Origin of the sequence: Trinickia sp. (genome assembly GCF_036503415.1) — a bacterium.
Taxonomy (GTDB): domain Bacteria; phylum Pseudomonadota; class Gammaproteobacteria; order Burkholderiales; family Burkholderiaceae; genus Trinickia.
Map to the genome: position 1 here is coordinate 125,048 of NZ_DASXWY010000007.1, position 26,313 is coordinate 151,360.

The window sequence follows — 26,313 nt, forward strand, 5'->3', positions numbered from 1 at the left end:
TGATTGATTGTTGTATGACGTTTCTGATCAGCGAATCGTGACTGCGGGCGGTGCAAGACGGCTTTGAAAAAACCGCACCGCATCCTGCAGTGCCTGAGCATCGCTTCCCACCCGCTCATGGGATGCGCTCGGATAGCGGACGACCTGCGTCGACACACCCGCGCTGATGAGGCGCGCGGCGTACCGTTCCGCTTCGACATGCAGCACGTCGTTTTGCGCGGTGGCGACGAACGTCGGCGGCAGCCCGGCAAGCCGGGCCGATTCGAGCGGTGCCGCGTAGGGATGCAGCCGTTGCGCGGCTTGCGGCAGGTAGGCACGATAGCTCGCCGCGCATTCGCGCGCCGAGATGTCGGAGGCAACACGCCGCTCGTCGGCAAGGCAAGTCATGCTCGGATCGAGCATTGGGCTGAACAACGCCTGTGCATCGATGCGGACTTCGCCGCGATCGCGCGCGACGAACGCGAGCCCATTGGCGATGTGCCCGCCCGCGCAATGCCCTGCCACGAACAGTACTTTTCCGCCGGCACCGTACGTGCGCCCGACAGCTTCGACCCATCGCGCGGCGCGATAGGCATCCTCGAGCGCGGCTGGAAACGGATGTTTCGGCGCCAGCGAATAATCTACGGATATGACCAATGCCGAAAGATGCTCGGCAAAATAACGCGCGGCCGCATCGCCATCGTCAAGCGAACCGCGTACGAACGCGCCGCCATGAAAATAAAGCAAGACCGGCATTGAACGCAAGCCGTCACGGCGATAAAGCCGCAATGCGATATTGCGCTGATATCCGGCAATCCGAATTTCGTTGATCTCGAGCGAAGGCGCGGCGGACGAGCCGCCTTCCGAAATGCTACGAGAGTGCGTAGTACGCATGGGTCGAGCGCCCAAAGGCGCGGCAGTTTCACAATGATCCGAATTGTGGGTTCGGCAGGAATTCCGATAAATGCCTATAATCCGGCAACACAATTCACCGCTTCCGAACAATTGTCTGCATGTCGCTGCCGGCGTCCGGCGCGAGCGCGGCGGTGGGTCATTTCCTCCGGAGAGCAACGATGGATCGCCTACAAGCCATGCAGGTGTTCACTCGCGTGGTCGACACGAACAGTTTCACCAAGGCAGCGGAAACGCTCGATCTGCCACGGGCCTCGGTCACCACGATCATTCAGAACCTCGAGTCCCATCTCGGCGTGCGCCTCATGCACAGGACGACGCGCCGTCTCAGTCTGACGCCCGATGGCGCAGCGTACTACGAACGCTGTGTGCGCATTCTCGCCGATGTCGAAGAAACCGAGAGCAGCCTGCAAAACGGCAACAAGAAGCCGCACGGCAAGTTGCGAGTCGACATGCCGGGCTCGCTCGGGCGAACGATCGTCATTCCCGCGCTTCGCGAATTCCGCGAGCGCTATCCGGATATCGATTTGCAACTCGGCTTGTCGGACCGGCCCGTCGACTTGCTGCAAGAAGGCGTCGATTGCGTCGTGCGGGTCGGCGCCCTGCAGGATTCGTCGCTCGTGGCGCGCCGCATCGGCCTGTTCGAGGGCGTGACCTGCGCGTCGCCCGATTACCTGGCGCAGGCAGGCGTGCCAAGCACGCTCGAGGAATTGAGCCAGCACCGCGCGATCAATTACTTCTCGAGCCGCACGGGCCGCATCATGAACTGGTCGTTTCTCGTCGACGGCAAGGAAGTGGAAGTCAAGATGGAGGGCTCGATCTCCGTCAACGACGCGGACGCCTATGTGGCGTGCGCTGTCGAAGGGTTCGGCATGATTCAGATGGCGCTTTTCATGGTGCTGCCGCATCTGCGCTCGGGCGCGCTCAAGGAAGTGCTGCCCGAATGGAAGCCGCTGCCGATGCCGATTTCCGCCGTTTATCCGCACAGCCGTCATTTGTCGCCGAAAGTGCGCGTCTTCGTCGATTGGGTGGCGGAAGTGTTCGATCGCTGCCCGCTGCTGAGCGGCCGTCAAAGCCTCGACAAGGCTTGCAGCAAGCGCACGTTCGAGGAATTGGAATCGGCCCAGCCGCTCGATACGCCTGTGCTGTCGGAATGGGTCGCGTAAGAGGCGGGATCGCGGGCGCCGCTTTTTCCCGGCGCCCGCGATATGCGTGACTTCGCTTCATTGTTTTGTCCGCGCGACAAATCAATTCACGATTCGTAGATTTATCGAGCGCGCTTCGAACACTACATTTGCAACTGTCGCGGCACTGATCGTCAGCGCCGCATCGAACAGACAGGAGCATCCATCATGAAGCGCACTTCCCTCATCGCCGCCCTTTTGACTTCGCTCGTCGCGAGCACCGCTGCATTCGCCGATGGCGGCATCGGACACAACGGCACCTACAACGATCAATCGTGGATCGGCACGAGCACGAAAACGCGTGCCGAAGTGCGAGCCGAAGTGGCCGCCGCTCAACGCGATGGCACGCTGCCTTCGATGAACAAGCAAAGCTATCCGAACATCGGGCTCGAAGGTCAAACCCAAGCGGCACGTATCGCGGACCGCGAAGGCAGCACGGGTGTTTCGCTTGCCCGTCAATGACGAGCCGGATCATGTTCGATACGGACTTGTCGCTGCTCGATAATTGGGACGTCGACACGCCGAGTTGGGTGCCGTTCTCGCCGCGGCGGCGCGATGCCGCCGCGACGGGTGCGCCGCTCAGTGTTGCGGCACGCCGTTACGCCAATCGTCCCAGTGCGTCACGATGTCTTGAACGAGCGGATTGCCGGCCAGAAACAAATTGGCAACGGCCGGACCGAAGCCGCCCTGATCCGCGTAGTTGAGCAGGTTGTCGGCACTGGTCTGGCCCGCGTAGGGCCGGTCGAAGTCCGAACCTGAACGCAGCACGGCTACGCGGTTCAGATCCACGCGGTGCACGCTGGCCGCACGTTTCAAGGCTTCGTAGGTCGCATTGTCCTCTTGCTGGGTCGTGCAATAGACACCCTTGCCGTCGGTCATGATCTTCGTCCATTCGCGCGCACGCTCGCCGAGCAGCGTCCCGGACCACCAGGTATCGCCGGCTAGCGTATCGCACTGAACGACCTTCGGCGGCTGGTTGGCCGGCGCATAACTGTATTTCGCGCGAGCAGCCTGCGCTTGTTGGCTATCCGACAGTGTCACGTTTCGCGACAGCGCGAACGCCGCATCGGCAAGGCGCGTATTCAACTGGAAGACTTCGGTGCGGTAATCGAGCGGCGGCTTGTCGGTAGGGCTTTTCGTATTGATGCCGAGATAGCCGGTATTCCAACCCGGCGGAATTTCACGCCCATCGAGCTCCCACTGAATGCCGAAGTCGACGAGATACTTCGCCCATGCCGCCGAACCGAGCGTGCCTTGCGCGGGGTCGATGCCCGCGATTCCGGCGATCAGGATATAGGTATGGCGCAAATCGAATCGGTGCGAGAACGTCAGCGCCATGATCGAGGCCGCCGCATTCGCGTGGCCCATTCCGGTGGTCACGACACAGACATCCTGCCGATTGCAATTGACCTCGGGATAGTCGGGCGATAAGCCGGCCACGGGAATCGGCTTCCACGGCCCGAGATGGTCGAGCCATACCTGGCCCTCGGGACCGAACATCGAAATGATCATGACCTTGACCGGATGACCGGCCGAGGCGGTTTCCGTGAAACTGTCGGCGTTGTCCTGCGCATTCGAGGCCGTCGCCGCGCATGCGGCGAGCGTCAACGCGGCGACCGACAAGATGGAGCGAGTGAGCATGGGCGTTCCTTGTTGAATTCCTGAGAGGGGAAAGAAGAAAACCGCTCGCTATTGCCTGTGCTTGTACTGCTGCGTCTACCGCCCGTTTGCGCTTGCGCGCTTTGTGTCGGTGCGGACTGGTTTCGGCAGCGGGCTCAGTATAACGAGCGGATTACGCCAATACTCGACGACTTGATTTTTAGTGCTTCGATCCGGTGCGCCGGGACGCATCCGGTGCGCTCTGCGCATGCTGGCTGCCGTCCGACTTCGGTGCGGGCGGCCCCGGCTGCGCGTCGGCGCTTCCTGCGGGATCATCCACCGAGTTTTCCTCCACTGCGCCATTGGCGCCTCGGGCGGGAACGACCATCGTGCTTCGCAGCGGATTCGCGATTTCGATACCCCGCGCCCGGAACATCTCGAGAATGCGCCGGTTGAATTCGCGCTGCACGGGCCAGCGTGACGTATCGCGACACTGCATCTGACCGAGCAGCGTCACCATCGCGCCATCGACTTGATCGACGCCCCAGAAGCTGAAGTCCGACACGATGCCATCCTTGAACTTCGGGTCTTCGCGTAACGAAGCGCCGATATCGCTCAAGGTCTGTACGGCGAGATCGACGTCCTGTCCATAAGCGATGTTGATTCTCACAGACGCATTGCCGAGTCCGCGATTCGAATTGTTTACCGTCGTCACGGAGCTGAACGGAATGGTATGGAGCGACCCGTCGCCGCCGCGCAGGCGCACCGTGCGAATCGACAAATATTCGACCGTACCCGAGACGCCCGCCACCGTGACCCAGTCGCCCACCTGCATCGCGTTTTCCATCAGCAGGAACATGCCGGTGATGAAATCCTGCACGAGCTTTTGCGAACCGAAGCCGAGCGCGACGCCGAAGATACTGGCGCCCGCCAGCAGCGGCCCGATGTTCACGCCGATTTCGCTCAGTCCCGTGAGACCGACCACGAGCGCAATGCCGATGAACAGCGTCGTGCGCAGCATCGGCAACAGCGTGCGCAAGCGCGCCGCCCGCATGAGATCGCCGGCGGTCGTCCATTTGAGCAGGCGCCGCTCGATCGAAACATTGATCGCCTCCCATACGGCAATGGCCGCGAAGGCCGCGATCGCCACTGTCACGACCGCCGATACCAGCCGCCGCCCGAGGTCTTTCTGGACGAATGCCTGCCAAGGATGAAGATCCCAGATCGACAGAACGAAATTTGCGGCTGCCAGGACGATCGCAACCGTGATGATCCCGCGCAGCATCGGATAGTAACGATGCGCCCGCGCGAGCGCGATCGAACCCTTCTCGCCGTTCGTCGAACGGAACATGCGGCCCAGCACGCCGGACGCCACGATCGCCGCAAGGCGCGCGCCGATCAGGATCCCGAGCGATATCCCGCCGCGCCCCAGCACGATGCGATACCCATCGCGCACATCGAGCGCCCAGATGAACCACAGCGCGATCACGACGAATACCGCGATGTAGGCCCAGGCACCCGCGAGCCACTGGCCCACGAGCTTGAATCCGCGCGTGCGCCCCGTGGCGTCGCGAATCCATTGCCGCACGGGCCGGCGAATCTGCAGGATCAGAACGGCCACCATGATGTGGCCGACGAGCGTCACCGTCTTGACGATCCCGAGATGCGCTTCAGGCGAGAGGCCCAACGGCACCGGAGCCTCCGCCAACGCAATGCCGACGGCGACCACGGCCACGAGCCACATGAGCCATCGCTCGACGAACACGGCCGATTCGTCGTTGATCGGCAACAGGCGCAGCTTCGGCGCATCGCTTGCTAAGAGGAGTCCGCAGGCGAGCGCCACGACGCGCGCAATCGCATAGACCTGGATCAGCGTGTCGAGCACCGCCTCTTCGGGCGTCCCGTCATCGGTCAGCAACGACATCATAACGACCGCGATGACGACGGCTACCGCAAGCGGCACCGCCTTCAACAGCGTGTGCAGCAGTGCGAACGGCAGCCGCTGCAAGAGCGACCAGTGCTGCACCGCGCGCGCGGCATTGCGCTGGCTGCGCGCGGCGCGCTCGGCATCGGATTCGATCGACCGCGCGTCGATGCCCGCGGCCTGCAACGGTATGGCGTCCGCCGAAGCGGCATCGGCCTGCGCCCCGCCGGCGGTCATCCCGCCGTCGGCCGCCGTGCCGGCCCCAGGCACGGGCACTGCCTCAGGCGCCACGGCCGGCACCTCGCGCGCGACACCACGGTTGCCGAGCGCCTCGATGTGCTTCTTGAGCAGCCGGGCCAACAGCACGCCGACCAGCAACGCCGGCAACAGCGAGGCCGAGAGCGTACCCGCCAAGTCGCGCAATTGCGCGCGGCCGGGAATACTCTCGATTTCATATCCCCACCAGGCACGTACGGAATGGACGTCGAGCAACGCCGCTGCCGACGCCTTCACCGACGACGCCCCATGACGAATCGTGGCGGCGGTCTGCCGCGAAAGCTGCGAGACGAGTCCGTTCTGGGCAAGGGCGGCCAGGACGACCGATGCGCCACTGGCCGGTGGCGACGCCGCACTCGCGGCCGACGCGGCGCTGGCCGGCGGCGCGCTCAATGCGCCGGCCGCGGCGATGGCGCGGAGCGTATCGGTAATTTTTGTGCGCGTTTTGGGGTCGTTCAGCGCGTCGAGTGCGCGCTTGGCCTGATCGGGCGTCAGCGTGACAGGCGAGGGATTCGAGGCGCCCGCGGCAGCGGATGCGGACGCGGATGCGGATGCCGACGCAGATGCCGATGGGCTCGCGGCGGGCTCGGCGCAGACCGAAAAAGACAAAAACGATAGAAACAACGCGAGGACGATGTATTTGCGCATAACAAAGGGGGAAGGCCATACCTCAGACGTGACAGGGCCGCAACGATGCGACCCTGTCCGGTCACGATACGACTTCACGAGTGCGCGAACGGTTCAGAAAAGCTGCAATGCAGCAACATTTGTACCATTCATCTGACAAGCCCTGCCGCTTTGCTCTGAAATACTACGCCCGCTCGAGCGCCGCGATTTCCCGCACCAGCACGAGCAGCATGGAGAGACTCGCGCCGCCGCCCGCACGCTGCTCGGCCAGCAGCCGGCCGTAGCGTTCGAGCGGCACGACGCGCCTTTCCTGCCACGCCTCGGCGATGGCTTCGGGCCGCTTGCTCTGGGCGTCCGTTTGGGCGAGCGCACTGGCGGTCAACGTACGCTTGAGCCGCGCAAATTCCGTCAGTGCCGCGGCGCGCGCAAGAACGTCCCAGTGCGTCGGCGTGGGGAGCGTGTTCGCGCGTTCGGAAATGAAGCCGTAGTTCAACACGGTGCCGAGTGCGAAATATACCCCGGCGACGAGTTCCAGCGGCTCGCCCGTCGTCGCCGCGATATCGGCGATATCGAGCAGCGAAGCCGAGATGTCGCCGCGCGCGACGTAGGTCGCGAGTTCGCCATCCACGCCGGCCGATTCGAGCGACTGCCTGCGTTGCGAAAGGGCCTCGCGATCCGCGGCGGGCAGCAGCTGCTCGAGCTGTGAAGACAAACGTTCGACCGCCTCGCGGCAACGCTCCACGAGTGCTGCCACGGGTGCGCCCGCCGCGGGACCGCCCGCCGCAGCGTCCGCCCCCTCTCGCGCGACGCCGCCGGCCTGCATCTGCCGCAGGAACCAGAGGGCCGCATGCTCGACGAGCCGCGCCACCTCGACGAACATGCGCGCTTGCACGTCGCCGGCAATGCGGTTGTCGAGGGCATCGATCCGGCGCCAGAGCGCGTCGACGTGAAAGACATCGCGCGCGACGATCGTCGCGCGCGCGATATCGCTGGCTTTCGCATCGGTCTCTTCCTGCAGCCGATGGACGAACGCGCACCCGAGGCGATTGACGAGCACGTTGGCCACATGCGTGGCGAGGATTTCGCGCTTGAGCGGGTGCCGCTCGCTCGCGGCTGCGAACCGCACCTGCAGCGGCTTCGGAAAGTAATCTCGAAAGAAGTCGGCGACGAGCGGATCCTCGGGCAGATCGGAGTCCAGCAATTCGTCGAAGAGCCACATCTTGCTGTAGGCGAACAGCACGGCGCGCTCGGGCGACGTGAGGCCGAGATGCGCCGATTGGCGCTCGGCGATTTCCTCGTCGGTCGGCAAGAATTCGATGACGCGATTGAGGCGTCCGGCGCGCTCGAGCGAACGCATGAGGCGCACTTCGGCATCGAGGCGCTCCGCCGAATGACGTCCCGCGATGGAGAGCGCCTGCGTTTGCTGATAGTTGTCGCGCAGCACGAGTTCGCCCACCTCGTCGGTCATCTCCGCGAGCAGCGCGTTGCGCTGTTTCTCCGTGAGCTCGCCTTCGGCCACGACGAGTCCCAGCAAAATCTTGATATTGACCTCATGGTCCGAGCAGTCGACGCCCGCGGAGTTGTCGATCGCATCGGTGTTGACTCGGCCGCCTTTGAGGGCGTACTCGATCCGCCCAAGCTGCGTGAGTCCCAGATTGCCGCCTTCGGCGACCACTTTCGCGCGCAAGTCCGCACCGTTCACGCGCACTCCGTCGCTGGCGCGGTCACCCACTTGCGCATGCGTTTCCCGCGTCGCTTTCACATAGGTGCCGATCCCGCCGTTGTACAGCAGGTCGACAGGCGCCAGCAAAATGGCCCGAATGAGCTCGTTCGGCGCGAGCGTGGGCGCCTCCGTGCCCAGTACCGCACGCACGGCCGGCGAAAGCGGAATCGTCTTCGCGCTGCGCGGGTAGACGCCCCCACCCGCCGAGATGCGGGCCGTATCGTAGTCCGCCCAGCTCGATCGCTCGAGCCCGAAGAGGCGCGCGCGTTCGGCAAAGCTCGCCTCCGCGTCCGGATCGGGATCGAGAAAGATGTGCCGATGATCGAATGCCGCAACGAGGCGGATATGACGCGAAAGCAGCATCCCGTTGCCGAAGACGTCGCCCGACATGTCGCCGACACCCACGACCGTGAAATCGGTCGTCTGCGTATCGACGCCCATTTCACGGAAATGTCGCTTGACCGATTCCCACGCGCCACGCGCCGTGATGCCCATCTTCTTGTGGTCGTATCCGACCGAGCCGCCCGAGGCGAATGCATCGTCGAGCCAGAAACCGTACTCGCGCGCGATCGCATTCGCGTAGTCGGAAAACGTCGCGGTGCCCTTGTCCGCCGCGACGACGAGATAGGGATCGTCCGTATCGTGGCGCACGACTTCGGGCGGCGGCACTATCCCGCCGGGCGTGCGGTTGTCCGTCACATCGAGTAGCCCGCGCAGGAACGTGCGGTAGCACGACACGCCTTCTCGCACGAACGCTTCGCGGTCGGCGGCTGACGGCGGATTCTTGACGACGAACCCGCCTTTCGAGCCCACCGGCACGATCACCGTGTTCTTCACCATCTGGGCTTTCATGAGGCCCAAAACTTCCGTGCGGAAATCCTCGCGCCGATCGGACCAGCGCAGACCGCCGCGCGCCACGCGCCCCCCTCGCAAATGCACGCCTTCGACAAGCGGCGAATAGACCCAGATCTCGAACATCGGTTTCGGCTCGGGCAGCCCCGGCACGCGCGACGGATCGAGCTTGAACGAGACGTACGGCAACGGCTCGCCATGGCTATCGCGCCGGAAGTAGTTCGTGCGCACCGTCGCCGTCATGACGCCGAGAAACTGCCTCAGAATCCTGTCCTCGTCGAGGTTGGGCACCTGATCGAGTGCGGCGCCGATCGCATCGAGCAACTGTGCCGTGCGGCGCTCGCGCGAGCCGTCGAACGCGGGATCGAAGCGCGCGAGAAAGAGCTCGACGAGCTGACGCGCCAGCGCCGGGTTGCCCGTCACCGCACGCTCGATATAGGCATCGCTGAACGTGGAGCCGACCTGCCGCAAATACTTCGCATAAGCGCGCAGAATCGATACTTCGCGCGCATCGAGCTGCGCGCGCAACACGAGCCGGTTGAAGTCGTCGTTCTCGATCGCGCCCGCCCATACGTTGGCGAACGCATTTTCGAACAGCGCCTTGACGCGCTCGATGTCGAACTCGACATCGTCGGTCAGCTCGAGACCGAAGTCGTGCACCCAGGCCGCCGTCGCACCCTGAGGCTCGATCAGATACGGACGCTCTTCGTCCACTCGCACGCCGAGGTGTTCGAGCATCGGCAGGCTGCGTGAAAGCGCGATCGATTGCCCGATGCGATAGACCTTGAAACGAAACGCACGCGAGGACGCCTCGATCGGACGATAGAGGTTCATGGCCAATGCCTGACCCTCGCGCGCCGCTTCGATCAATTCGATATCGCGCACTGCCGTGCGCGCCGCGTAGTCCTCGCGATAGCCGGCCGGAAACGATTCGCCATAGCGCTGCAGCAAGCGGTTACCGGCCTCTTCGCCGAAACGCTCGAGCAGCGCATCGGCAAGGTCGTCCTGCCAGCGGCGCGTCACTTGGACAAGACGAGTCTCGAGCTCCACCGTATCGACTTGCGGCAAGGCGCCTGTGCCCGCCCTCACCACGATATGAATGCGTGCCAGCGGCGATTCCGACAACAACGGCGTGAACTCGACGCTCGTGCCGTTGTACGCGCCCGCGAGCAGCTTGGCCATGCGGCGTCGCAAATCGGTGTTGTACTTTTCGCGCGGCACGAAGACGAGGCACGAGACGAAGCGCTCGAAGCGATCGCGCCGCACGAACAGCCGCGTGCGCTGGTGCTCCTGAAGGCGCAGGATGCCGAGGGCGATGTCGTAGAGGTCGTCCTCGTTGGCCTGGAACAGCTCGTCGCGCGGATATTGCTCGAGCACGGTCACGAGCGATTTATGGAGGTGGCCTTTAGCGAGAAAGCCGGCGCGGCGCATGATGTTTGCGCATTTGCGCCGCACGATCGGAATATCGGCACTCGCGTCGGTATAAGCCGTCGACGTGTAAAGACCGAGAAAGCGCCGCTCGCCGACCACCTTCCCATCGTCCCCTACGAGTTTCACGCCCACATAATCGAGGTAGCCCGGCCGGTGCACCGTGGCGCGCGAATTGGCTTTGGTCAGGAAGATCGGCATCGCGTCGCCGATGATGGCCGTGGCCGAGGCCGGCAACGGCGTCACCTCGGCTGCATCGCTCGCGCGCAGGATGCCGGCCCCCGTGCCGGGCACGGCGCGCAGCCCGAGTCCGGCGTCGTGCGGCACGAGCGCATAGTCGCGCTGGCCGAGAAACGTGAAATGGTCGGCCACCATCCATTCGAGGAATGCGCGCGCTTCGGTGGTATCGGCACTCGATTCGCGCGCCGCCATGCTCTTGATGGTCTGGCGGGCCGTGGCGATCATGCGCGGCCAGTCTTCGACGGCGGCGCGCACATCGCCGAGCACGCGCGAGATATTGGCGCGCAGTTCCGCCAGGCGCGCGGCATCGCCGCAGCGATCGATTTCGAAGTGAATGAACGATTCGAGGCGCGCTTTGTGCACTGCCTCGTCGTCACGTTGACCGGCCACGCCGGGCTCGATGCGCTCGATCTCGCCTGCTGCGTCGCGCCAGACGCGAAACACCGGGTGAATGGCCGAATGCAGCGTCAATCCGCAGCGATTGACCTCCATCGTGACCGAATCGACGAGAAACGGCATATCGTCGTTGACGATCTCGATGACGGTGTGGTCGGAATGCCAGCCGTGCTCGTCCACGACGGGGTTATAGATGCGAAGCAGATGAGAGCCGGACACGAACTTCCTGGCCGTCTGCCAATGCGCCATTGCCGCGCCGTAAAGATCGGCAAGCGAGCGGCTTTGAAGGTCCTGCACATCGACGAGTTCGTAATAGAAACGCAAAAACGATTCGATCGGGGCGAAGGCCTCTGCCGGCCATCGTCCTCTTGCATAGTCGACGACATCGGCCAGCAGGTGTGCGACGGCATCTTCGTTCTTCGCTTGCATGGAGTCCTCCGCGACCAGGGCGCTGCAGACAATCGGGCTGCCGGGCATGCGTACGGCCATTCGGATTATGCGCCGGCTTGGCGACGAAAAGGCGTGCCGAGCAACGGAATCCCTTCCTCCCGCGCGTAACGGATGGCCGACAGGGCCCCGTCCCTATTGCGGGACGGACTAACGCACCGTTCGCAACTCGTCCTCATTGACCCACGCCCGGATCACCTCGGCCAGCCATGCGGCATCGTCATGCTGCAAGTCATGCCCCGCCCACGGATGTTCGCGGTACGCCGCGCCCCAGGCACGCGCAAGCGCACGCGAGCAATCGGGATGGACGAGCCGGTCCGCCCTCGATGCAAGGACGAGCGTGGGGCACGCCGGCGCCGCGGGCGCGGCTTCGAATCGCGCCGCGGCCCAGAGCTGCCGTAGCGCGTTGGCCGGGGTCACGGGCGCACTGCGATAGATCGCAATCCAGACCGCCAGGTCCGTATCGTAGCGATCGCGCCGCTCGCACGTCAGTGCGTGAATCGCCGCTTCGGCCGCACGGCGGCCTCGCCAGCCAATCGCGGCCCGCACCAGCATCGGCCAGGCGCCCACGCGCAGGCGCGTCAACGGCCCGCTGAACGGCCGCATGCTCGTATTGATCAATACCAGCCGCTCGATCTCGGCGGACCAGTTCTGCGCCCACGCAACCGCCACCATTGCACCGAGCGAGAGGCCGACGATTCGAAAAGGCGGCTCATGGCCACGCGAGGCGACGTCGGCACGGACGCGCTCCGTCATCGCGCGCACACTCGACGGCACCTTGACGGGCGCATGCACGCCGCAGCCGGGCAAATCGACACAGACGATGTCACCCTCGAGTCCTGCCGCCCGCAATTGCGAGGGAAACTCAGCCCAATGACGCGATTCGCGCGCGAGACCGCGCAGCAGGATCCACGTGCTCAATGCCGCCGCCTGTACCAATGTTCGATGGCGCGTGTCATCGTCTGTTGGCGCTCGGCACCCTGCGGCAGCCAGCCCGGGGCCGCATAAGCGGCGCGCGCGAGAAAATCGAGCAGATCGGTGTGCCGGCGCAGTACGCGCTCGGTACGGTGTGCCTTCACGGGATTGAATATCCCTTCGCGCTTGAGCACCTGCAGCGGATTCTTCCTGATCCACAGCCACGATCCCAATTCGAGCGTCAACGGCAGGAAAATGGCCGGCGCCCGCGCGCGGTCGTAAGCGTAGTCCCACAAATCGCCATGCGACAGGTATTGCAGGCTCTGCGGCTCGAACAGATAGCGATGATGCGGATGAGCGCCTTCGAGCATCCCCTTCAACGCAAACATTTCCGGCAGATGTTCGATGTGCCGCGTCGATTTGGCGTACGGGAACCAGAGGCTGTCGCGAAAGCCATAACCGGAGTGGCAATCGAGCGCGAAGCTGAGTGGGCGCGAGAGCAGCTGTTCTTCGACGACGCGCAGCATCAACGCGGCCTCGAGCTCCATCGGCGCGCCGCCGCGACCGCGGTACCACGGCAGCCAGGGCCCGATGCGCTGGCCACCGGCCAAAAACGGCACGCGCCCCTCGGCGTTATGCGGTGCATTGCGCATGAGATCCACACCGTTCGGATTCGAGCGCCGCATCGCCCACATGCCGCCCGGGTTGACGATCGGCATGAAGACGAACCGAATGCGTTGGAGCTGCGTATAAAGCAGCTCGTCCCACTCGAGCCGGCATAGCAGCACGCGCATGTAATCGAGCACGAGCTGCGTGCCGATTCGCTCGAGGCCGTGAATGCCGGCGAAGAGTCCGATCGTTGGGGCGAGCGGATCCGTCGAGCCCAGCGTGGCGACGTGGACGGCGAATCGCCGGCCTTCAGCGTGCACTTCGCCGACGATTTCGATCGTCATGCGACGGCTGCCGGCGTCGAGGATCGACTTCAGATCCTCGTATTCGGCGAAGCTCGTCTCGGGCACGGAGTTTACGGTTCTCGTCATCGCTCGGGGCCGAGCATCGAAATATGAATAGGCGGTACGTCCAATATAGGTCGGATGGCACGCAGGAAACCGCCCAATGCTGGTGTGCGAGCGCCTGCGCCCGTATCGGCAGCGATCGGCCTCCCCTCGCCCCGCGTCATCGCACCAATTGGCTCCATCGTTTCCGCAAAAATGGTTCTGATTATGAGAGCCAAAGCTAGCTATAGTCGCCGTACCCGCGAAGCGACCGCTCTGCATCGGACCAGGAGAACACGATGACGAACCGAAATGACGAACTGAAGGCACGCAAGGATGCCGCCACGCCGCGCGGCGTCGGTGTGATGTGCGACTTTTACGCAGCCCGCGCCGAGAATGCCGAGCTCTGGGACGTCGAAGGTCGCCGCTTCATCGATTTCGCCGCGGGCATCGCCGTGGTCAACACCGGACATCGGCACCCGCGCCTGGTCGCCGCCATTCGCGAGCAACTCGATTGCTTCACGCACACGGCGTATCAGATCGTACCCTATGCGTCGTATGTCGAACTCGCCGAAAAGATCAACCAGCGGGCGCCGGGCGCGTTCGCCAAGAAAACCGCGTTTTTCACGACGGGCGCCGAAGCCGTCGAAAACGCCGTCAAAATCGCACGCGCCGCCACGGGGCGCCCCGGTGTCATCGCGTTCGCGGGCGGGTTTCACGGGCGCACGCTGATGGGCATGGCCCTCACCGGTAAGGTCGCGCCCTACAAGCTCGGCTTCGGGCCGTTTCCTTCCGACGTGTTTCATGCCCCGTTCCCCACTCCGCTGCACGGCGTGAGCACCGCCGATGCGCTGCGCTCGCTCGAAGGCCTCTTCAAATCGGACATCGACCCGGCACGCGTTGCGGCGATCGTTTTCGAACCCGTGCAGGGCGAAGGCGGCTTCTATCCCGCGCCGGCGGACTTCGTGCGCGGCTTGCGCCGTATCTGCGACGCGCACGGCATCCTGCTGATCGCCGACGAAGTGCAAACGGGTTTTGCGCGCACGGGCAAGCTCTTTGCGATGGAGCACTATGACGTTGCCGCCGATCTGACGACGATGGCCAAGAGTCTGGCCGGCGGAATGCCGCTATCGGGCGTCGTGGGCCGCGCCGATGTCATGGACGCCGCGGCGCCGGGCGGACTCGGCGGCACCTACGCCGGCAATCCGCTCGCCGTGGCGGCCGCACACGCCGTGCTCGACATCATCGACGAAGAGCATCTTTGCGAACGCGCGAACACGCTCGGCAATCGCCTGAAGGATCGGCTCGAGACGCTGAAGGCCGCGGTGCCGCAGCTCGCCGAGGTGCGCGGTCCCGGCGCGATGATTGCCGCCGAATTTCTCGCACCCGGTACGCGCGAGCCCGATGCGGCATTCGCCAAGCGCGTTCAGCAACGCGCGCTCGAACGCGGCCTCTTGTTGCTTGTCTGCGGCACGCACGGCAACGTCATTCGTTTCCTGTTTCCTCTCACCATCGAGGAGCCCGTATTCAGCGAAGCGCTCGGCCTGCTCGAAGAGGCGTTGAACGAAAGCGTCGGGGCCTTGGCCTAACCGGTGCACTTCGCAGCTCATTGGAGTTGACATGGACACATTCGAATCGATCGACCTGAAAGACCCCTCGCTGCTGAAAGGTCACGCATTTCTTGCCGGCGAGTGGCAAGGCGCCGATGACGGCAGCACGTTCGAGGTACGCAATCCGGCGACGGGCCAAGTGCTTGCCACGGTGCCGAAGATGGGCAGCGCGGAAACGCGTCGTGCGATCGAAGCCGCCAATGCCGCATGGCCCGCATGGCGTGCGCAGCCGGCCAAGGCGCGCGCCGCGATCCTGCGCAAGTGGTATCAGTCGATGCTCGACAACGCCGACGACCTCGCGCGCATCATGACGGCCGAGCAAGGCAAGCCGCTTGCCGAAGCCAAAGGCGAAATCCAGTACGCCGCGTCGTTCCTCGAATGGTTCGGCGAGGAAGCGAAGCGCGTCTACGGCGATACGATCCCGAGCCCCACGAACGACAAGCGCATCGTCGTCGTCAAGGAACCCGTCGGCGTGTGCGCCGCCATTACGCCCTGGAATTTCCCGGCGGCGATGATTACGCGCAAGGCCGGACCGGCACTCGCGGCGGGCTGCCCGATCGTCGTCAAGCCCGCGGAGGCCACGCCGCTTTCGGCGCTCGCGCTGGCCGTGCTCGCCGAGCGTGCCGGGCTGCCCAAGGGCGTCTTCAGCATCGTCACGGGCGAGCCGAAGGAAATCGGTGCCGAGATGACGGGCAATGCCCTCGTGCGCAAACTGTCGTTCACCGGTTCGACGGGCGTGGGCCGGCTGTTGATGGCGCAGTGCGCACCGACGGTCAAGAAGATCTCGCTCGAATTGGGCGGCAACGCGCCCTTCATCGTATTCGACGATGCCGATCTCGACGCCGCCGTGGCCGGGGCGATCGCTTCGAAGTATCGAAACAGCGGCCAGACCTGCGTATGCGCCAACCGCCTCTACGTACATGAGCGCGTCTACGACGCGTTCACCGAGAAGCTGCGCGCCGCGGTCGAACAGCTCAAAGTGGGCCGCGGCACCGAGGACGGGGTCATGCAGGGGCCGCTCATCAACGAAGCGGCCGTGCGCAAGGTCGAAGCCCATATCGCGGATGCGCTTTCGAAAGGCGCACGTGTTGCCACCGGAGGCAAGCGCCACGCGCTCGGGCAGACGTTCTTCGAACCGACGGTGCTGACCGGTGTGACGGCTGCCATGCAGCTGGCCAAGGAGGAGACGTTCGGCCCCGTGGCCCCGCTGTTCAAATTCAATTCGGATGACGAAGTGATTCGAATGGCCAACGATACCGAATTCGGCCTCGCAGCTTACTTCTTTAGCCGCGATATTGCACGCGTCTGGCGCGTGGCCGAGGCGCTCGAATACGGGATGGTCGGCATCAATACGGGCATCATTTCGAACGAAGTCGCACCGTTCGGCGGCGTCAAGCAATCGGGCGTCGGACGAGAGGGTTCGCATTACGGCATCGACGAGTACACCGTCATCAAGTATCTCTGCCTCGGTATTTGACCTTGCCGCTCTTCCCGCCGGCGCAAAAATAGCTCGACTCCTGAAAATTTATTTGCGCCGGCGCGACACATACCTTTCCAATCTTTTCCCACGGCCGCCGATTGCCTCGGCTGGCTAACTATTTGCCGTATTTGATTTTTGTCGATTCGGCGGGTCGTCAGGCCATTCGAGCGGGGACTCCAAGTCTCTTTCCAAACGTTGCATCGGCCGGCCATCCGGTGTCTACTAGCGCGGCCATTATTTTTGGTTTGGTATGCTTGGCGCCGCGCTGGCTGGCGCACGCCAACAGCCTTGATAAATCCCACGGCCCTTTCGCGCGGCACAACCGCGCATCAGGGGTCGATCGAACTGCTTCGAGGAGTCACCGTGAAAAAACTCATAGCCGCCGTAGCCATTGCCGCATGCGCCGTTTCGGCCGGTGTGGCGTACGCCAAAGACTGGTCCACGATCCGTTTCGGCGTCGATGCGAGCTATCCCCCGTTCGAATCCAAAGGGGCGGACGGCAAGCTCAAAGGCTTCGATATCGATTTGGGCAATGAAATTTGCAAACGCCTGAACGCCAAGTGCGTGTGGGTCGAAAACGACTTCGACGGCATGATCCCCGCATTGAAGGCGAAGAAGTTCGACGGCGTGTTGTCGTCGATGTCGATGACGCCGCAGCGTGAAAAGGAAATCGCGTTTTCCTCCAAGCTCTTCAATACGCCGACCGCACTCGTGGCGAAGAAGGGCTCGAAGCTGCTGCCGACGGCCGAATCGCTCAAGGGCAAGACGGTGGGCGTCGAGCAAGGAACGATCCAGGAAACCTATGCGAAGGAGCGCTGGGCCAGCCAGGGCGTGAAGGTTCAGCCCTACCAGAACCAGGATCAGGTCTATCAGGACCTGCTGTCGGGCCGCCTCGATGCAGCGCTGCAGGACAAGGTACAGGCCGAAATCGGATTTCTGAAGACGCCGCGCGGCGCTGGCTATCAGATCGTCGGCAATGACCTGAACGATCCGAAGACGCTGGGCGAAGGCGCCGGCATCGGTCTGCGCAAGGAAGACACCGATCTGAAGAAGAAGATCGACGGTGCCATCGCCGATATCCGCAAGGATGGCACTTACGAAAAGATCGAGAAAAAGTACTTCGACTTCGACGTCTACGGTAAGTGATGCCGGGCGGCGCGAACCGCGCCGCCCGTTGCCAGTCGATGCGTCGACCTGCCCGAGGGGCTCCGTTTTACGCGGAGCCCCTTTTGCTTTGCAGTTCGCAGCGCTTCGCGCCCGGCGTACAATCGTGACCTGTTTGTCATTCATCTCTTGCGTCTAACAGGCGGGGCACGCCTGTCCAACGTTTGTTCCAACCGTGGCGCCAGGAAACATGCAAATACAGACCCATCCGTTGATCTCCCCCGCGCTGGGCACAGAGCGGCAACTGCAGAGCTTTCATTACGGGCCCGCGGGCGCGCAAAAGATCTATATTCAGTCGTCGCTGCATGCGGACGAGCTGCCCGGCATGCTCGTATCGTGGGCGCTGCGGCGCAAGCTGGCGGCTCTCGAGGCAGCCGGCAAGCTGCGCGGCGAGATCGTCGTCGTGCCGGTGCCGAACCCGATCGGGCTCAATCAGCATCTGCTCGGCCAGCATATCGGCCGCTTCGAGACCTATAGCGCAAGCAACTTCAACCGCGGCTTTCACGATCTCGCTGCGCTCGTCACGCCGCGCATCGAAGGCCGCCTGTCGGGCGATATCGGCGCCAATCTGACGACCATTCGCGGCGCGATGCGCGACGCGCTGGCGGAACAGGTACCGCATACCGAACTGGAATCGCAGCGGCTCGCGCTGCAGCGCCTTTCGTACGATGCGGACATCGTGCTCGATCTGCATTGCGACTTCGAAGGCGCGATGCATCTGTATACGAACCCGGATCTCTGGCCCGACGTCGAACCGCTCGCGCGCTACCTCGATGCCAAAGCATCGCTACTCGCGCTCAATTCGATCGGCAACCCGTTCGACGAGATTCATAGCTTTTGCTGGTCCGAGTTGCGCACGCGCTATGGCGACCGTTACCCGATTCCGAACGGCTCGATTTCGGTCACCGTCGAGTTGCGCGGGCAAGCCGATGTCTCGTACTCGCATGCGGAGCACGATTCGCAGGCCATCCTCGAATATCTGACGCATCGCGGCGTGATAGACGGCACGCCCGCGCACCTGCCGCCGCTCGCGCATCCGGCCACGCCGCTTGCCGGCAGCGAGCCGCTCGTGGCGCCGATGTCGGGCGTGCTCGTGTTTCGCGTACCGGTGGGCAGTTGGGTCGAGCCTCACCAGGAAATCGCCGATATCGTCGATCCGCTTGGCGATCGCGTCACGACGATCCGCAATACGATGGCCGGCGTGATGTATGCGCGGCATAAAACGCGCTTTGCCACGGCGGGGATGGAGATTGCGCGCATTGCGGGGGCAACGCCTTTCCGTACGGGGAGCCTGCTTTCCGCGTAGGTGCGTAGGTGGCGTTGCCGCTGATCTCGGGCAAAGGTCGCGGCGGCGATGGTCAGTGAGGAGGCAGACTCGATCAGGCTGCGCTGACCGCGGCGTCCGAACTGAAAGCGTTCTGCGCGATCAAGGACAACGCCGCGCCGGCGGCAGCGATGGCCATCCCGGCATAAGGCAAGGCATGAAACGACCAGTGCTTCATGACATAGCCGTCGAACGCGGAGCCGATCGTCATGCCCAGATACAGCGCGCTGCTGTTCCACGCGAGAAACGACGCTTTGGCCGACTGCCCCCACTGAACCAATCGGGTCTGTTGGGCAGGTTGGAATGGGTAGGAGACGAGCGCAAGCAAGCAGAGCGTTGCGGCAAGCACGCCTGCGCCCATTCCGCCGCTCAGTCCCATGCCAAGTAGCCCCATCGCCAATGCCATCCCGCACAGGCTGGCTATCGCGGTGAAATGCACGCCGATTTTGTCCGCACCCCATCCGCCCAAGTGATTACCCAAAATGGCACCGACACCCCAGCCAATGAAGCATAGCGATACCGCTGAGGCCGACAGCGACATGTCGACCGTCAATCCTGTGCCCAGGTAGGTGTACAAGCCGTACAAGGCAGCCCCCCACGCGACCATCGGTGAAACCGCCGAGACGGCTGCGTACAACGGAACGCGCGTTCTCGACGCGCGACCTCCGACGGGCTTCGACGACGGCCATAGCCGCAAATTGGGCCATGCAAGAGCGAACGCGGCTGCGGACAACAGAACAAAGACCGCTCGCCAAGGCATGACGTGCGCCAGCAATGCACCTAGCGGGGCGCTGGTCCACAGCGCGGTCAACAAACCCGATACCGCGATCGAGATCCAGTGCGCTCGGCGGCCCTCTGGAGCAGCATCGCCCACCGCCGCATAGATGGAAGGCGAAATCGCCGACACCGAGATGCCGGCGAATATCCGGCTCAGCAATGCCAACGCGAAGCTGCTCGAGCAGACCGTGCCGAGATTCGCGGCGGCAAACGCCAAAAGCCCCCAGCAGATCGTGCGGCGGCGACCGTACCTATCGCTGACGCGTCCCATCAACGGCGAGGCAACCGCGTAGGCGATGGAAAACGCGCTCACGAGCCAACCCGCACTATCGACGTTCACATGCAGCGCATTCGCCATACTGGGCAAGAGCGGCGACATGATGAACAGGTCCGCGCCCACCACGTACATCGTCACCCATGCGTTGAGCAATCGCCAACGGTCCAGATAGCCGGCAGGGCTATCTCCACAATTCGTCGTCATAGATACGTGCTTGGTTTGCATGTCAGACAGTTGGCACTTACATCAACGTGATATCGTCGTTCGCGTAGTAGTGCATTTCCAGCAACATACATCCACGCTCCGACTTGAAGGGGCCATGGAACGCACCCGGCGGCCGGCATGCATAGGTATGCGGCTGAAATGCGGTCCCACCGTTGCCGTTTGCATCGTTGCCCACGATCAGATCGCCCTGCAGCAGATAGACCTCTTCCCAATGATCGTGGACGAATGGCGAAGTGGTGTAGACGCCAGGAGCAAACCGCAACAAACGTGTCCTGCTTCCCGTGCGCGCATCCGCCGCGAGCGACCCGCAAAGTATCTTTTCCTCGATTCCTTCCGGATAGCCAGGCGGCACGCTCCAACCCTCGTCCAAGTCCAGAGCAACAAACTCGAGGTGTGGCTTTGTCATTTCGATATCCTCCTTTTCTTCAATCAAAGCGTTTCTGTTCGATATTCGCAAACGAGCGTCCGGTTCAAAACGGGATCATGTAGTTCAACGCGAATCGCATGCGCGGCACGTATGCCTCCCTTGACCGGCACCGTGCCCCCGAATAGCACCTCGCCGTCGCGTAGCGGCGCGTCCAGCTTCGAAATCAGCTCACGGGGATGCAACAGCTCCGATACCGAGCTTTCCTGGTAGACCGTTTCCGCGCCGTTTTCCTCGATGTAGCTGCGCAAGACCAGGCTATCCCAGTGCGGCTCGACATCTGAAAATCGCCAACAATCACGGCTGATCGGCTTGGCGCATACTTGCTTGGAGAGCGTGACTTCGTGCGCCTCGAGAGCACGATCGGTATGGTCGGAGCCAACCGCAACGTACATTTCTCCATCCAGCGCAAATAGGCAATATTCGGCCTCCCCGCTCGAACTGGAGCCGACAGTTTCGATGACGGCGTCAGTCGTGAGTAGCGCATGGGAGAGCCGGTAGAAAGTCGGGATGCGCTTCGGCGGAGTCACGCCGAGATCGGCCAACTCCTTGATGTGATGCAGCACCTGCGCCGAATTGCGCCCGGTCCACCCGGCGATAGTGAGTTTGCTCGCAGCGAGTTGCACTGATCGCGGCTCTTTGCCAAGAACATCGAATTGAATGGTTTTCATGGTTTGCCCTACAAAGCACGTAGAAGATTGGTAGCCTTGTCGATCGTCTCGTCGGATTTCGCAAAGCAAAAACGCAGCAAACGCGAATTTGCGTACTGAGTGCCGAACCCGGAAACCGGCAGGCCCGCCACCCCGTGCTCGCTGATCAGCAAATCTGCGAATTGAGTATCCGGCACAGTGGAAATAGCCGAATAGTCGAGCAACTGGAAATATCCTCCGCTCGTCGGCACGCTTTCGAAGCGCGAGCCCCGCAAACCCGCAAGGAAGCGGTCGCGTTTTCCGCGAAACAGCGCAGGCAGGCTCAAATAAGTGGAAGCATCGAGGACCTGGGCCATCGCCTGCTGCAATGGAGTAGGCGCAGCATACGTAGTGAATTGGAGAATTTTGCGCAATTCGGCCGTGAGTGGCGCGGCAGCAGCGGCGTACCCGATGCGCCATCCCGTCACGTGCATCGTTTTGCCCAGCGAGCCAACCACTATCGTTCGCTCGCGAAGCCTCGGTTCGGAAAGCGCGGTGATATGAGGTCCATCGAAAACCATGTTGTGGTAGACCTCATCGCTAAGCACCAACAAGTTGTGCCGCTCTGCGAGCGTAGCCAAGCGATCGACATCGTTTGAATTCCAGCACCGACCCGACGGATTGTGCGGGCTATTCACGATGATCATCCGGGTATGTGGAGAGACGCGTCTTTCCACTTCCTCCCAGTCAACTTCAAAACGGGGCGCGGGCAAGTCCACACAGACGGGAGTTGCGCCGGCCATCAAGATACTCGGCGCATACGATTCGAACGCAGGCGCCAGAAAGATGACTTCCTCCCCCGGATGAACGAGGCCGCTCACGGCCGCCGAAATAGCCTGTGTTGCCCCGGCGGTAATGGTAATCTCAGCGTCGGCTGAAATCCGCAGCGAATAAAGATCTTCATACATGCGGGCAATTGAACGACGCAGCGCCTCCGAGCCTTCGGGCATGCCGTATTGATTATGTCCGGAGTTAGCGGCCGTCGCCAACGATTCGAGCAATCTCGGATCGGGGGCGAAATCAGGAAATCCCTGGGAAAGGTTGATTGCGTCGTATTGCTTGGCAACGCGACTCAACGCGGAAAATATCGAACCCTTGACATGAGGAAGCCTTGACCTGACGCTACCAATCGGCAAATTTGAATGCATAAGTAGTATTTATTTTGATTATTAATTGGATCAGCGGCTTTCATGCTTCTTGTTTAACGCCGTTTCCATTTCCACGATACTATCGTTCAGCTCGCGCCGGCTGGCAAACAAAAAAAGTTTATGCAGACCATTGAATTATTTTTCCAAACCCCTATAAGGTATAGGGAGTCAAGCGCATAAATACGCGGAAGCGACATTCTGATTTAGCGGCATCCCGGTATCGCGATTGAGCAGAGATCAGGCGTGGTGATATTGCGTCCACCGGTGGCCGGCTGGCTCGAGCCCGGCAGGACATCGCCTACATCGGCGATCGCGTCTCGACGCTCGGTCGGCCGGACGGACCGCCGGCACAACCGCTATCTCGACGGAAACGTTCCGATACTTGGTTAATGCCCTGTAACAAAAATGCGCCGCAACGACCGGTGTGGATCGCGTCTTTAAGTCTGGCTTAATTCTCGGCTGACAACATGAGTCCCATACCACCCCTGTTGAGCCGCCGGAACATCGGCGGCATCTTTTTGTCTTCTTCATGCGGTGCGCAAATCCCTGCGGCACTGGGAAGGAAACGGCAATGACTGAAGATTCGGTGTTCAAGCATCTGCGAACCATGCTCAAGCGCAAGCACGCGCTGCCCGTTCAAAGCTGCCGCGTCTCGTTGCCCGTGCAACGCCCGTGGGGCAGAACCTACCGGCTCGTCGAATGGAGCATGGCCAAAGACGCGCCGTCCTATCGTTGCGTGGTCCCAGCCGAGTTGACCGACAGCGAGATCGCGCAGTGCGTCGCGTCGCACGTGCCGGGCCGGGTCTATTTCGACGAACAGCGCTAAACTTCCTCAATGGAAAACACGTTCAACGAACGCGGTGTGACGATCACACGCGGCGGACTCAGTGCGGGCGGCCAGATGTTTCCGCTGCGCGAGATTCGCGAGGTGCGCGTCGTCACTGTGCACAAGAACAAAGTGCTGCCGGTCGGCATTTCGGTCCTCGGCGCCGCCGCAGCCATAGGGGGCGGCATCTTTGGCAGCAGCGCCGCACTCGTTGTCGGCGTGATGCTCGTCGTCGTCGGGGGACTTACCTGGTACACGCAGGATGTCACGCACCGGCTGATCGTCACAACGGCGAACGGCGAGCGCGAAGCGCTGACGAGTCCCGACCGCGCCTTCGCCGAGCACGTCGAACGAGTTTTGCGCGACGCACTCGGCCGCTCCGCTCAGCCCGTCTGAACCGGCTTGACGCGCCAGATATCGCGCGCGTATTCGGCAATCGTCCGGTCCGACGAAAACTGTCCCATGCCCGCCACGTTCTCGATCGCGCTGGCCGTCCACGCGCGCGGATTGCGAAAACGTGCGTCCACGGCCTCCTGCGCTCGCGCAAACGCGGCGAAATCGGCCAGCACCATGTAGTGATCGCCCCAGTCGACAAGCGTATGAAAGATGTCCGAAAAGCGGTGGGAGTCGCCGTTGGAAAAGTATCCGGTGCGGATCTGATCGAGTGCGTGGCGTAACGCTTCGTTCTCCTCATAGATCTGCCGCGGCCGATAACCGCTCGCTCGCAATTCGCCGACTTCGCTCGCGTTCAATCCAAAGATGAACATATTCTCGCGTCCGACTGCATCGCAGATCTCGATGTTGGCACCGTCCATCGTTCCGATCGTCAGCGCGCCGTTCAACGCAAGCTTCATGTTCCCGGTACCGGACGCTTCCGTGCCCGCCATCGATATCTGTTCGGACAGGTCGGCCGCGGGAATCATCGTCTCGGCCAAACTCACGCCGTAATTGGGCACGAAGACGACTTTGAGGCGGTCCCCGACGACCGGGTCCCCGTTGATCGTCTGTGCAACATCGCCAATGAGGCGAATGATCGTTTTCGCCATCTTGTAGGCCGAAGCGGCCTTGCCCGCAAAAATAGCCACGCGCGGTACCCAGTCTTCGTCGGGATGCGCTCGAATCTGGTTGTAGCGGACGATGACATGCAGCACGTTCAGCAATTGCCGCTTGTATTCGTGGATCCGCTTGACCTGCATATCGAAGAGCGCATCCGGGTGAACGGCAACGCCCGTATGGTGCAAAAGCCGCTGGGCAAGACGAATCTTGTTGCGGCGCTTCGCTGCCCGAAATGCGGCAACGAATTCGGCATCTTCCTTGAATTCGCGGAGCTTGGATAACTCGAAGAGATCCTTGCGCCAGTTCGTTCCGATGCTCGAATCGATGAGCGAGGAAAGCGGCCGGCTCGCCTGAGCGAGCCACCGGCGCGGCGTGATGCCGTTCGTGACATTGGTGAAGCGTTCGGGAAACATGCGCGCGAAATCGTTGAAGAACTCGCGCTCCATCAATTGCGAGTGAAGCTTCGAAACGCCGTTGACCTTCTGGCTCGCCACGATCGCGAGATGCGCCATACGCACACGGCGTTGCCCGTACTCGTCGACAAGAGAAATGCGCCGGATAAGTTCGACGTCATGTCCGAAATGCTCGCTCGCCTCTTTGAGGAAGTTCGCGTTGATCTCGAAGATGATCTCGAGATGCCGCGGCAAAAGCCGCGCGAGCATATCGACGTCCCACGTCTCCAGTGCTTCCGGCATCAGCGTATGGTTGGTGTAAGAGAACACCTGCTGCACCATTTTCCACGCCCGATCCCACTGCACCTGGTGGACGTCGACGAGCAGTCGCATCAGTTCGGGAATGGCCAGCACCGGATGGGTGTCGTTCAGATGAATAGCGACTTTCTCCGCGAACCGGCCGAACGTGCTATGCGTGCGCTGATAGCGGCGAATGAGATCTTGCATCGTCGCCGAAACGAAGAAGTACTCCTGCCGCAACCGCAGCTCGCGCCCCGCTGGTGTCGAATCGTCGGGGTAGAGCAACCGCGAGACGTTTTCGGAATACTCCTTTGCCTCGACGGCACGACGATAGTCGCCCTGGTTGAACGCCGACAGATCGAGTTCTTCCGTCGCGCGCGCAGACCATAGCCGCAAGGTATTCGTCGCGCTCGTGCCGAAGCCCGGGATCACGGTGTCGTAAGCCATGGCATTGACGTGCTCGGTCTCCACCCACTCGACGCGGTCCCCGTGCTGAATCGTGCGTCCGCCGAAATGGACGATGTATTGCACTTCGGGGCGCTGAAACTCCCAAGGGTTGCCGGCGCGCAGCCAATAGTCCGGCGTCTCGACTTGTTCGCCGTCGACGATCTGCTGGCGAAACATGCCGTAGTCGTAACGGATGCCGTAGCCGAAGCCCGGGACCGCAAGCGTAGCCATCGAATCGAGGAAGCACGCCGCGAGCCGTCCGAGACCTCCGTTGCCGAGCGCGGCGTCCGGCTCCAGTTCGGTCACCGCGGACATATCCACACCGAGGCTCGCGAGCGCTTCGTTCATCTGGTCGTAAATGCCAAGGGCAAGCAGCGCGTTCGTAAACGTGCGGCCGATCAGAAACTCCATCGACAGGTAGTAGACGCGTTTGACGTCCTGCTCGTATTGCTGGCGCGTGGTTTTCATCCAGCGCGCGACCAGTCTGTCGCGCACCGCGAGGGCAGCGGCATTGAGCCAGTCTTGCGGCCGGGCCGCGACAGCATCCTTGCCGACACCGTAGATCAAGCGGTTGGAGATAGAGCGCCGTAGCGCTTCAACTGTGCTGTTGAGCTGGTCGAATTCCAGATCGACGGCTGTCATCGAGCCCTCCTGGTTAGCATGGCGGCATGCGCATT

General features: G+C 62.5%; 19 protein-coding genes. 8 read left to right on the plus strand and 11 right to left on the minus strand.

Features of this window, described 5'->3' with window-relative positions:
• Positions 1-27 precede the first annotated feature (27 nt).
• Positions 28-873: an alpha/beta hydrolase gene (locus VGL01_RS01535; protein ID WP_331566367.1), complete on the minus strand. Its 846-nt coding sequence runs from the start codon at positions 871-873 to the stop codon at positions 28-30.
• A 179-nt stretch (positions 874-1,052) separates the two neighbouring features.
• Here VGL01_RS01535 and VGL01_RS01540 point away from each other — a divergent pair, with 179 nt between their 5' ends.
• Positions 1,053-2,057, plus strand: a complete 1,005-nt coding sequence (locus VGL01_RS01540) for a LysR family transcriptional regulator (protein WP_331566369.1) — start codon at positions 1,053-1,055, stop codon at positions 2,055-2,057.
• A 186-nt stretch (positions 2,058-2,243) separates the two neighbouring features.
• Positions 2,244-2,537 carry a DUF4148 domain-containing protein gene (locus VGL01_RS01545; protein WP_173256778.1) on the plus strand — a complete coding sequence of 98 codons (294 nt, stop codon included), beginning with the start codon at positions 2,244-2,246 and terminating at the stop codon, positions 2,535-2,537.
• A 117-nt stretch (positions 2,538-2,654) separates the two neighbouring features.
• Here VGL01_RS01545 and VGL01_RS01550 read toward each other — a convergent pair whose 3' ends face one another.
• The 5 genes from VGL01_RS01550 to VGL01_RS01570 all read right to left on the minus strand — a co-directional run bounded on the left by VGL01_RS01550 (position 2,655) and on the right by VGL01_RS01570 (position 13,542).
• Entirely contained in the window at positions 2,655-3,716 is a 1,062-nt protein-coding gene (locus VGL01_RS01550; protein WP_331566371.1) for a purine nucleoside permease, read from the minus strand.
• A 178-nt stretch (positions 3,717-3,894) separates the two neighbouring features.
• Entirely contained in the window at positions 3,895-6,522 is a 2,628-nt protein-coding gene (locus VGL01_RS01555) for a mechanosensitive ion channel domain-containing protein (protein WP_331566373.1), read from the minus strand.
• A 163-nt stretch (positions 6,523-6,685) separates the two neighbouring features.
• Positions 6,686-11,569 carry an NAD-glutamate dehydrogenase gene (locus VGL01_RS01560; protein ID WP_331566375.1) on the minus strand — a complete coding sequence of 1,628 codons (4,884 nt, stop codon included), beginning with the start codon at positions 11,567-11,569 and terminating at the stop codon, positions 6,686-6,688.
• A 168-nt stretch (positions 11,570-11,737) separates the two neighbouring features.
• Positions 11,738-12,508: an alpha/beta hydrolase gene (locus tag VGL01_RS01565; RefSeq protein WP_331566377.1), complete on the minus strand. Its 771-nt coding sequence runs from the start codon at positions 12,506-12,508 to the stop codon at positions 11,738-11,740.
• A complete protein-coding gene (locus VGL01_RS01570) occupies positions 12,505-13,542 on the minus strand; it encodes a M14 family zinc carboxypeptidase (RefSeq protein ID WP_331566379.1) in 1,038 nt (345 codons plus the stop codon). Before VGL01_RS01570 ends, VGL01_RS01565 begins: the two co-directional genes overlap by 4 nt.
• Positions 13,543-13,796: 254 nt before the next feature.
• On the opposite strand from VGL01_RS01570, the gene VGL01_RS01575 reads away from it, so the two are divergent.
• From VGL01_RS01575 to VGL01_RS01590, 4 genes are all read left to right on the plus strand, one after another.
• Positions 13,797-15,086 carry a 4-aminobutyrate--2-oxoglutarate transaminase gene (locus VGL01_RS01575; RefSeq protein WP_331566381.1) on the plus strand — a complete coding sequence of 430 codons (1,290 nt, stop codon included), beginning with the start codon at positions 13,797-13,799 and terminating at the stop codon, positions 15,084-15,086.
• 31 nt (positions 15,087-15,117) lie between these two features.
• A complete protein-coding gene (locus VGL01_RS01580; protein WP_331566383.1) occupies positions 15,118-16,584 on the plus strand; it encodes an NAD-dependent succinate-semialdehyde dehydrogenase in 1,467 nt (488 codons plus the stop codon).
• A gap of 366 nt (positions 16,585-16,950) precedes the next feature.
• Positions 16,951-17,733 carry an ABC transporter substrate-binding protein gene (locus VGL01_RS01585; protein ID WP_331566385.1) on the plus strand — a complete coding sequence of 261 codons (783 nt, stop codon included), beginning with the start codon at positions 16,951-16,953 and terminating at the stop codon, positions 17,731-17,733.
• A gap of 208 nt (positions 17,734-17,941) precedes the next feature.
• Entirely contained in the window at positions 17,942-19,057 is a 1,116-nt protein-coding gene (locus VGL01_RS01590; RefSeq protein WP_331566387.1) for a succinylglutamate desuccinylase/aspartoacylase family protein, read from the plus strand.
• 73 nt (positions 19,058-19,130) lie between these two features.
• Here VGL01_RS01590 and VGL01_RS01595 read toward each other — a convergent pair whose 3' ends face one another.
• The 4 genes from VGL01_RS01595 to VGL01_RS01610 are packed head-to-tail and all read right to left on the minus strand — an operon-like array spanning position 19,131 to position 22,615.
• The gene (locus VGL01_RS01595) at positions 19,131-20,333 is read right to left on the minus strand and encodes an MFS transporter (protein ID WP_331566389.1); all 1,203 of its coding nucleotides are present in this window, start codon (positions 20,331-20,333) and stop codon (positions 19,131-19,133) included.
• Between the two features lie 37 nt (positions 20,334-20,370).
• Complete coding sequence (locus VGL01_RS01600; RefSeq protein ID WP_414720145.1) at positions 20,371-20,760, minus strand: cupin domain-containing protein; 390 nt, start codon at positions 20,758-20,760, stop codon at positions 20,371-20,373.
• 23 nt (positions 20,761-20,783) lie between these two features.
• On the minus strand, positions 20,784-21,404 hold the full coding sequence (locus tag VGL01_RS01605) for a DUF2848 domain-containing protein (protein WP_331566391.1): 621 nt from the start codon (positions 21,402-21,404) through the stop codon (positions 20,784-20,786).
• A 53-nt stretch (positions 21,405-21,457) separates the two neighbouring features.
• Positions 21,458-22,615 (minus strand): methionine aminotransferase, encoded by a 1,158-nt coding sequence (locus VGL01_RS01610; RefSeq protein WP_331566393.1) that lies wholly within the window; start codon positions 22,613-22,615, stop codon positions 21,458-21,460.
• Between the two features lie 571 nt (positions 22,616-23,186).
• On the opposite strand from VGL01_RS01610, the gene VGL01_RS01615 reads away from it, so the two are divergent.
• Both VGL01_RS01615 and VGL01_RS01620 read left to right on the plus strand, forming a co-directional pair.
• On the plus strand, positions 23,187-23,441 hold the full coding sequence (locus tag VGL01_RS01615; RefSeq protein WP_173256761.1) for a DUF2866 domain-containing protein: 255 nt from the start codon (positions 23,187-23,189) through the stop codon (positions 23,439-23,441).
• A gap of 9 nt (positions 23,442-23,450) precedes the next feature.
• Entirely contained in the window at positions 23,451-23,837 is a 387-nt protein-coding gene (locus VGL01_RS01620) for a DUF6232 family protein (RefSeq protein ID WP_331566395.1), read from the plus strand.
• Here VGL01_RS01620 and VGL01_RS01625 read toward each other — a convergent pair.
• A complete protein-coding gene (locus tag VGL01_RS01625) occupies positions 23,825-26,278 on the minus strand; it encodes a glycogen/starch/alpha-glucan phosphorylase (protein WP_331566397.1) in 2,454 nt (817 codons plus the stop codon). The genes VGL01_RS01620 and VGL01_RS01625 overlap by 13 nt on opposite strands.
• Between the last annotated feature and the right edge of the window lie 35 nt (positions 26,279-26,313).

Bases quoted from the DNA above. Each gene is read 5' to 3' on its own strand.
- VGL01_RS01535 (WP_331566367.1), bottom strand. From the start codon at position 873: ATGCGTACTACGCACTCTCGTAGCATTTCGGAAGGCGGCTCGTCCGCC.
- VGL01_RS01540 (WP_331566369.1), top strand. From the start codon at position 1,053: ATGGATCGCCTACAAGCCATGCAGGTGTTCACTCGCGTGGTCGACACG.
- VGL01_RS01545 (WP_173256778.1), top strand. From the start codon at position 2,244: ATGAAGCGCACTTCCCTCATCGCCGCCCTTTTGACTTCGCTCGTCGCG.
- VGL01_RS01550 (WP_331566371.1), bottom strand. From the start codon at position 3,716: ATGCTCACTCGCTCCATCTTGTCGGTCGCCGCGTTGACGCTCGCCGCA.
- VGL01_RS01555 (WP_331566373.1), bottom strand. From the start codon at position 6,522: ATGCGCAAATACATCGTCCTCGCGTTGTTTCTATCGTTTTTGTCTTTT.
- VGL01_RS01560 (WP_331566375.1), bottom strand. From the start codon at position 11,569: ATGCAAGCGAAGAACGAAGATGCCGTCGCACACCTGCTGGCCGATGTC.
- VGL01_RS01570 (WP_331566379.1), bottom strand. From the start codon at position 13,542: ATGACGAGAACCGTAAACTCCGTGCCCGAGACGAGCTTCGCCGAATAC.
- VGL01_RS01575 (WP_331566381.1), top strand. From the start codon at position 13,797: ATGACGAACCGAAATGACGAACTGAAGGCACGCAAGGATGCCGCCACG.
- VGL01_RS01580 (WP_331566383.1), top strand. From the start codon at position 15,118: ATGGACACATTCGAATCGATCGACCTGAAAGACCCCTCGCTGCTGAAA.
- VGL01_RS01590 (WP_331566387.1), top strand. From the start codon at position 17,942: ATGCAAATACAGACCCATCCGTTGATCTCCCCCGCGCTGGGCACAGAG.
- VGL01_RS01595 (WP_331566389.1), bottom strand. From the start codon at position 20,333: ATGACGACGAATTGTGGAGATAGCCCTGCCGGCTATCTGGACCGTTGG.
- VGL01_RS01600 (WP_414720145.1), bottom strand. From the start codon at position 20,760: ATGACAAAGCCACACCTCGAGTTTGTTGCTCTGGACTTGGACGAGGGT.
- VGL01_RS01610 (WP_331566393.1), bottom strand. From the start codon at position 22,615: ATGCATTCAAATTTGCCGATTGGTAGCGTCAGGTCAAGGCTTCCTCAT.
- VGL01_RS01615 (WP_173256761.1), top strand. From the start codon at position 23,187: ATGACTGAAGATTCGGTGTTCAAGCATCTGCGAACCATGCTCAAGCGC.
- VGL01_RS01620 (WP_331566395.1), top strand. From the start codon at position 23,451: ATGGAAAACACGTTCAACGAACGCGGTGTGACGATCACACGCGGCGGA.
- VGL01_RS01625 (WP_331566397.1), bottom strand. From the start codon at position 26,278: ATGACAGCCGTCGATCTGGAATTCGACCAGCTCAACAGCACAGTTGAA.